The sequence below is a fragment of the Pseudomonas fluorescens genome (genome assembly GCF_902497625.1).
Lineage (GTDB): Bacteria > Pseudomonadota > Gammaproteobacteria > Pseudomonadales > Pseudomonadaceae > Aquipseudomonas > Aquipseudomonas fluorescens_BQ.
The window spans coordinates 102,202-108,427 of sequence record NZ_CABVGX010000017.1 but is presented as its reverse complement, the minus strand read 5'-3'; the positions used below and the strand labels follow the sequence as shown (position 1 = coordinate 108,427).

The following is a 6,226-nucleotide window of genomic DNA, read 5'->3' as shown; positions in this document are numbered from 1 at the left end:
TCAGGTCTTGCAGGGCCTCGACGCGTTCGGTCGATTCGTTTCGCTCATGACGCTTGCGCAGGGGCGCGACTGAAGACAGGTCGTCGTCGAAATCGTCTCTGGCAGAGGTCGCCGACAAGCGTTCATGATGGGGTGGGGCATCGAGAGGATCGTCCAGGCGCAGTTGCGGCGGCTGCGGCTCGTCGTCCAGTTCGACCGGCACAAGCGACAGGGACGGCTCGGTGCGCGAAAGAACTCCAGTCTCGATCAGCGGCGGCGCCGTCTCGCCGACGTCAGCGACTTCCGCGCGATCGGCAGCCGATTCGCTGAACAGGCTGTCGGACCATGGCTCTTCTTCGTGCTCGTTGTTACTCCGGCGCGCGCTCAGGCTATCGTCCCGCTGACGGACAAACCCGGTGGTCGGCCGGCTTTCCCGCTGTTCGAGTCGCGCGAGTTCTTCGTCCAGATCCAGCGCATCGAGATCAAGTTCGGTCGCCGACCATTGTTTCTGGCTGATGGCACGGGGTTCCGTTGCTTCGACGTTGCCCGGAGCAACCGGCGTGCTCACCTCTTTGCCGGCTTGCTCGAGCAATTGCTTCGCGGCATTGAATACCTGCAGGCACGAGCCGCAACGAACTACTCCGCGGGCCACGCTCAATTGAGCATGGTTAACGCGGAAGCTGGTTTGGCAATGCGGGCACTGAGTGACGAAGCTGTCGGTCATGCGGCGATCCGGTGTGTGCAGAGGTTCATTCTAGCGCCGACGGCCGGTGATGCGCACCCAGCCATCGCGATTGGCGATCGGGTCCAGGTCAAAGTCTTGCGCATAAGCGGCGGCCACTTCGTCGCCCTGTTCGGCGAGGATGCCTGAAAGCGCCAGACGGCCGCCGGGCTTGACCAGGCTGGACAGTTGGGGCGCTAGCGCTACCAGCGGACCGGCAAGAATATTGGCCACCAGCACGTCAGCCTGAACCTGTGGCAGGTCTTCAGGCAAGTACAGCGGGAACAGCGCTTCGGCGATGTTGTTGCGCCCGGCGTTGTCGCGCGACGCTTCCAGCGCCTGCACGTCGATGTCGGTGCCGACAGCCTGTTCAGCGCCCAACAACAGGGCGGCAATCGCCAGAATCCCCGAGCCACAACCGAAGTCCAGTACCTTGCAGCCCTTCAGGTCCTGCCCGTCGAGCCACTCCAGGCACAGGGCGGTGGTCGGGTGCGTGCCGGTGCCGAACGCAAGACCTGGATCGAGCAGCAGATTCACGGCGTCCGGTTCCGGCGCGGCGTGCCAGCTCGGTACGATCCACAGGCGCTGACCGAAGCGCATCGGCTGGAAGCCGTCCATCCAGCTACGCTCCCAGTCCTGATCCTCGATGATTTCGCTGTGGTGTTCGGGCAGCGGACTACCGGTCAGCAACTCCAGATGGGCGAGGACACTGGTGGCCTCGGTGCCACCTTCGAACAGGGCCAGCAAGTGGGTGTGCGACCACAGCGGGGTGGTGTTGAGTTCCGGCTCGAAAATCGGCTGATCTTCAGCATCCATGAAGGTCACCGACACAGCGCCTACTTCGAGGAAAGCGTCTTCGTAGGTTTCGGCTTGTTCTGGGCTGATGGCGAGACGGACTTGCAGCCAAGGCATGGCGGGCACCTTTGAAAAATATTGATTGCAGCCTGGCGGCTGCGAGAAGCGCGCAAGTTTACGCGAGCTCGCGGCAGAAGACGACCGGGCGCGCAGGACTCAGCCTTGAACAACGCCGCCAATGTTGGGGCTTGAACAAATTGCCTGTGGCGAGGGGGCTTGCCCCCGTTGGGCTGCGCAGCAGTCGCACAACCATCCAATCTCATTGAATCAGACAAAAACCGGATCGACTGTTTTGGGACTGCTGCGCAGCCGAACGGGGGCAAGCCCCCTCGCCACGAGGGTTTTGTGTAGCAATCTTCAGAATCAACAAAGCCGCCCGAAGGCGGCTTTGTTGATCAGGCTAAAGCTTAGTGCTTTTCGCCCGCCAGCTTGTGTTCCAGGTAGTGGATGTTGATACCACCTTTGCAGAAGCCTTCATCGCGAACCAGGTCGCGGTGCAGCGGGATGTTGGTCTTGATCCCGTCGACAACGATTTCGTCCAGCGCATTGCGCATGCGCGCCAAGGCTTCGTCACGGGTTGCGCCGTACGTGATCAGCTTGCCGATCAACGAATCGTAGTTAGGCGGAACCGCATAACCACTGTACAGGTGCGAATCGACGCGAACGCCGTTGCCGCCCGGAGCGTGGAAATGCTTGACCGTGCCTGGGCTCGGCATGAAGGTTTTCGGGTCTTCGGCGTTGATCCGGCATTCCAGTGCGTGACCACGGATGACCACGTCATCCTGGGTGTACGACAGTTTGTTGCCAGCGGCGATGCTAAGCATCTCCTTGACGATGTCGATGCCGGTGACCATTTCCGAAACCGGGTGCTCAACCTGAACGCGGGTGTTCATTTCGATGAAATAGAACGCGCCGTTCTCGTACAGGAACTCGAAAGTGCCCGCGCCACGGTAGTTGATGTCGATGCACGCCTTGACGCAGCGAGCGAGGACTTCCTGGCGTGCTTTCTCGTCGATGCCCGGTGCCGGCGCTTCTTCGAGAACTTTCTGGTGACGGCGTTGCAGCGAGCAATCGCGGTCGCCCAGATGGATCGCCTGGCCCTGGCCATCGGAAAGTACCTGAACTTCCACGTGACGTGGGTTGGTCAGGAATTTTTCCAGATACACCATCGGGTTGCCGAATGCCGCACCTGCTTCAGTGCGGGTCAGTTTCGCGAAGGAGATCAGGTCTTCTTCTTTATGCACAACGCGCATGCCGCGACCACCGCCGCCACCAGCGGCCTTGATGATCACCGGATAACCGACTTCGCGACCAATGCGCAGAGCAGTTTCTTCGTCTTCCGGAAGCGGGCCGTCGGAGCCGGGAACGGTTGGCACGCCGGCGGCAATCATCGCGTGCTTGGCCGAAACCTTGTCGCCCATCAGGCGGATGGTTTCGGCTTTCGGACCGATGAAGGCAAAGCCGGAGTTCTCGACTTGTTCAGCAAAATCAGCGTTTTCCGCAAGGAACCCGTAGCCTGGGTGAATAGCGGTAGCGCCAGTCACTTCAGCCGCGGCGATGATGGCCGGAATGTGCAGGTATGAGTGGGCGGCCGAGGCCGGGCCGATGCAGACGGATTCGTCTGCCAGGCCCAGGTGCATCAGCTCTTTGTCTGCCTTGGAGTAAACGGCGACGGTCTTGATGCCCATCTCTTTGCAGGCACGCAGAATCCGCAGTGCGATCTCACCGCGGTTGGCGATCAGAACTTTTTCCAACTTCGCAGTCATCAAAGTTTCTCCGCGGTTCAAACGATGGTGAACAGCGGTTGGTCGTACTCAACCGGCTGGCCGTCTTCGACGAGGATGGATTCGATCACACCGCTGGTTTCAGCTTCGATGTGGTTCATCATCTTCATCGCTTCAACGATGCACAGGGTGTCGCCTTTCTTCACGGTCTGGCCGACTTCAACGAAGGACGGCGAGCTTGGAGAAGATTTGCGATAGAAGGTGCCAACCATCGGCGAACGGGCAACGGTGCCGTTCAGCACTGGAGCGGACGGCGCAGCAGGTGCAGCGGCTGCAACCGGAGCAGCAGCAGGCGCTGGAGCCGGGGCGTGCATCGGAGCGGGTGCGTAGTACTGCTGAGCTGGAGTCTTGCTGTGACGACTGATACGTACGGACTCTTCGCCTTCCTTGATCTCGAGCTCGTCGATGCCGGACTCTTCCAGCAACTCGATCAATTTCTTAACTTTACGGATATCCATGAATCATCAACTCCCAAGGGTCGGTCAGGGGCGTTCAACGCTTGTAGTTCAAGCCGTTGCCTGTCTTTCAAGCTGCTCTAGTGCGGCCTCCAGGGCCAGTCGATAACCGCTGGCGCCAAGGCCGCAGATCACTCCCACCGCTACGTCGGAGAAGTAAGAGTGATGGCGGAAAGGTTCGCGTTTGTGCACGTTAGACAAATGCACTTCGATGAATGGGATGCTCACCGCCAGCAGCGCGTCACGTAATGCAACGCTTGTGTGCGTAAAAGCCGCCGGGTTGATCAGAATGAAGTCCACACCTTCGCTGCGGGCAGCGTGGATGCGGTCGATCAATTCGTACTCCGCGTTGCTTTGCAGGTGTAGCAGATGGTGGCCAGCGTCACGTGCCCGGCGCTCCAGGTCCTGGTTGATCTGCGCCAGTGTGGTGGCGCCGTAGGTGCCCGGCTCGCGGGTGCCTAGCATGTTCAGGTTAGGTCCGTGCAGAACCAATAGCGTTGCCATCTGCTGTTCCTTGTTATCCAGGTGCATTTGTCAGAACCCGGCGACTATGCCGCAAAGCCTTTGTGACTGTCCAGTTCTATGCAATAGCCAGCACGATGGCCGATGATTGCGCGAAATATGTGACCGCCTTGCTAATTCCGGTCATTTGCCCTGGCGACACGTACGGCGAACTCCGCCGCACTGATCTCGCCGATCACTCGCGCATCCTCCAGTTCGACACCCTCTTTGCTGAAAAATATCAGCGCGGGCGGGCCGAACAACCTGTAGCGGTCGAGGAGGGCGCGTTGGTCGGCGTTACTGGCGGTCATGTCCAGTCGAATCAGTCTATAGCCGCGCAGACGTTCGACGACGTTGGCGTCGGTGAGCACTTGATGCTCGATCACTTTGCAACTGATGCACCAGTCGGCGTACCAGTCGAGCAGCAGCGGGGTCGCGGAGTGTTTCGCCTCGGCGAGCGCGCGATCCAGTTCAGCCGCACTGGTAATGGTCTGCCAGTCATCGGCATTCTGCGCAGGCTCGGTCCCGGCAATCATGCGCGCCGGTGCAATCGGACTGAACGGGTCGGTCTGCCCGCTGAATGCGCCGTACCAGCACGCCACTGCGTAAAACAGCAGGAACATCCCCAGCAATTGGCCGAGACGTTTGCGCGGTGGTTTGTAAACGAATTCCAGCGCGCCCAAAAACAACCCCACGCCACCGGCCAGCAAGCCGATCAGCAGCAGCGTGATCTGCCCTGGCACCACACGGCTGAGCAAAGCGATCGCCAGGCCCAGCAGCAATACGCCAATCGCATTTTTTACATACACCAGCCACGGTCCGCTTTTGGGTAACCATGCCGCGCCGCCGGTGGCCACCAACAGCAACGGCGCGCCCATGCCAAGGCCGAGCATGAACAGCTTCAGGCCGCCGCCCAAGGCATCTCCGCTGGCACTGATGTAGAGCAGCGCGCCAGCCAGCGGGGCCGAAACGCAAGGTGAAACCAGCAGGCTCGATACCACACCCAGCACCGCCGCACCCCACAACGAGCCGCCTTCGGTGCGGCCGGCGATCCGGTCCAGCCGGCTACTGATCGCCTGTGGCAGCTTGAGTTCAAAGACACCAAACATTGCCAAGGCAAACACCGCGAAAAACAACGCGAACGGCACCAGCACCCAGACCGATTGCAGACGTGCCTGCAGGTTCAGCTGCGCGCCAAACATGCCCATCAATGCGCCGAGCAGGGCGAAGCAGGCGGCCATTGGCAACACGTAGGCCAGCGAGAGGTTGAAACCGCGCCAGCCACCGACCTGGCCGCGCAACACTACACCGGAGAGGATCGGCAGCATCGGCAATACACAGGGCGTGAACGTCAGACCGAGGCCGGCGAGAAAGAACAGCGCCAGTTCCTTCCAGCTCGAGGCGGCGGACGTGCTGCCGCCATCGATGCTCAGGCGTTCGGTCTCCGGCGGATAGCACAGGCCTTTGTCGGCGCAGCCCTGATAGCTCACCACCAGGGTGAAGGCGCGCGGGTCGGTACGCGGCAGGTCGACCTCGAGAATCCCGTGGTAAACCTCGACATCGCCGAAGTATTCGTCGTGCTTCTGTTCGCCCTTGGGCAGTTGTGCCGGGCCGAGTGTGACGTCCGCCGGGTCGCTGCGAAACTGCAAGCGGTGTCGGTAGAGGTAGTAACCCTCGGCGGCGACGAAACGCAGCTTGATCGATTGCGGCGTGGTTTCAACCAGGCTCAATTGAAAGGCTTCGCGCACCGGCAGGAAGTCGGCGCTGTTGTTGATCGAACCCAGCGTGGCACTGGGCCGGCTCTCCAGCAGGCCGGCGGCGCTAACCGGCAGGGCGAGCAGGAGCAACAACAGGCAGAGCAAACGGCGCATGACGATCTCGCGTATCGGGCGTGTGGGCATGATAGCTGAGAGTGCCTTCCGACGAGCCCC

At 60.8% G+C, this 6,226-nt stretch carries 6 protein-coding genes; all 6 read right to left on the bottom strand.

Translation table 11 applies throughout. The features are described 5' to 3' along the window. Window positions 1-703, bottom strand: a 703-nt coding sequence (locus tag F8N12_RS12790) for an MJ0042-type zinc finger domain-containing protein (RefSeq protein WP_191623162.1), incomplete at its 3' end; no start/stop codon positions are given. 30 nt (window positions 704-733) lie between these two features. Further along, on the bottom strand, window positions 734-1,612 hold the full coding sequence (gene prmA, locus F8N12_RS12785) for a 50S ribosomal protein L11 methyltransferase (RefSeq protein WP_150580740.1): 879 nt from the start codon (window positions 1,610-1,612) through the stop codon (window positions 734-736). A 350-nt stretch (window positions 1,613-1,962) separates the two neighbouring features. After that, complete coding sequence (accC, locus tag F8N12_RS12775) at window positions 1,963-3,321, bottom strand: acetyl-CoA carboxylase biotin carboxylase subunit (RefSeq protein ID WP_150580739.1); 1,359 nt, start codon at window positions 3,319-3,321, stop codon at window positions 1,963-1,965. Between the two features lie 17 nt (window positions 3,322-3,338). Beyond that, window positions 3,339-3,797, bottom strand: a complete 459-nt coding sequence (gene accB / locus F8N12_RS12770; protein ID WP_150580738.1) for an acetyl-CoA carboxylase biotin carboxyl carrier protein — start codon at window positions 3,795-3,797, stop codon at window positions 3,339-3,341. 48 nt (window positions 3,798-3,845) lie between these two features. After that, entirely contained in the window at window positions 3,846-4,298 is a 453-nt protein-coding gene (gene aroQ, locus F8N12_RS12765; protein WP_150580737.1) for a type II 3-dehydroquinate dehydratase, read from the bottom strand. A 131-nt stretch (window positions 4,299-4,429) separates the two neighbouring features. After that, window positions 4,430-6,166 (bottom strand): protein-disulfide reductase DsbD, encoded by a 1,737-nt coding sequence (locus F8N12_RS12760; protein ID WP_150580736.1) that lies wholly within the window; start codon window positions 6,164-6,166, stop codon window positions 4,430-4,432. Between the last annotated feature and the right edge of the window lie 60 nt (window positions 6,167-6,226).

What these genes read in the sequence shown, in the direction of transcription:
- prmA (WP_150580740.1), bottom strand. Translation starts at nt 1,612, where the DNA reads ATGCCTTGGCTGCAAGTCCGTCTCGCCATCAGCCCAGAACAAGCCGAA.
- accC (WP_150580739.1), bottom strand. Translation starts at nt 3,321, where the DNA reads ATGACTGCGAAGTTGGAAAAAGTTCTGATCGCCAACCGCGGTGAGATC.
- accB (WP_150580738.1), bottom strand. Translation starts at nt 3,797, where the DNA reads ATGGATATCCGTAAAGTTAAGAAATTGATCGAGTTGCTGGAAGAGTCC.
- aroQ (WP_150580737.1), bottom strand. Translation starts at nt 4,298, where the DNA reads ATGGCAACGCTATTGGTTCTGCACGGACCTAACCTGAACATGCTAGGC.
- F8N12_RS12760 (WP_150580736.1), bottom strand. Translation starts at nt 6,166, where the DNA reads ATGCGCCGTTTGCTCTGCCTGTTGTTGCTCCTGCTCGCCCTGCCGGTT.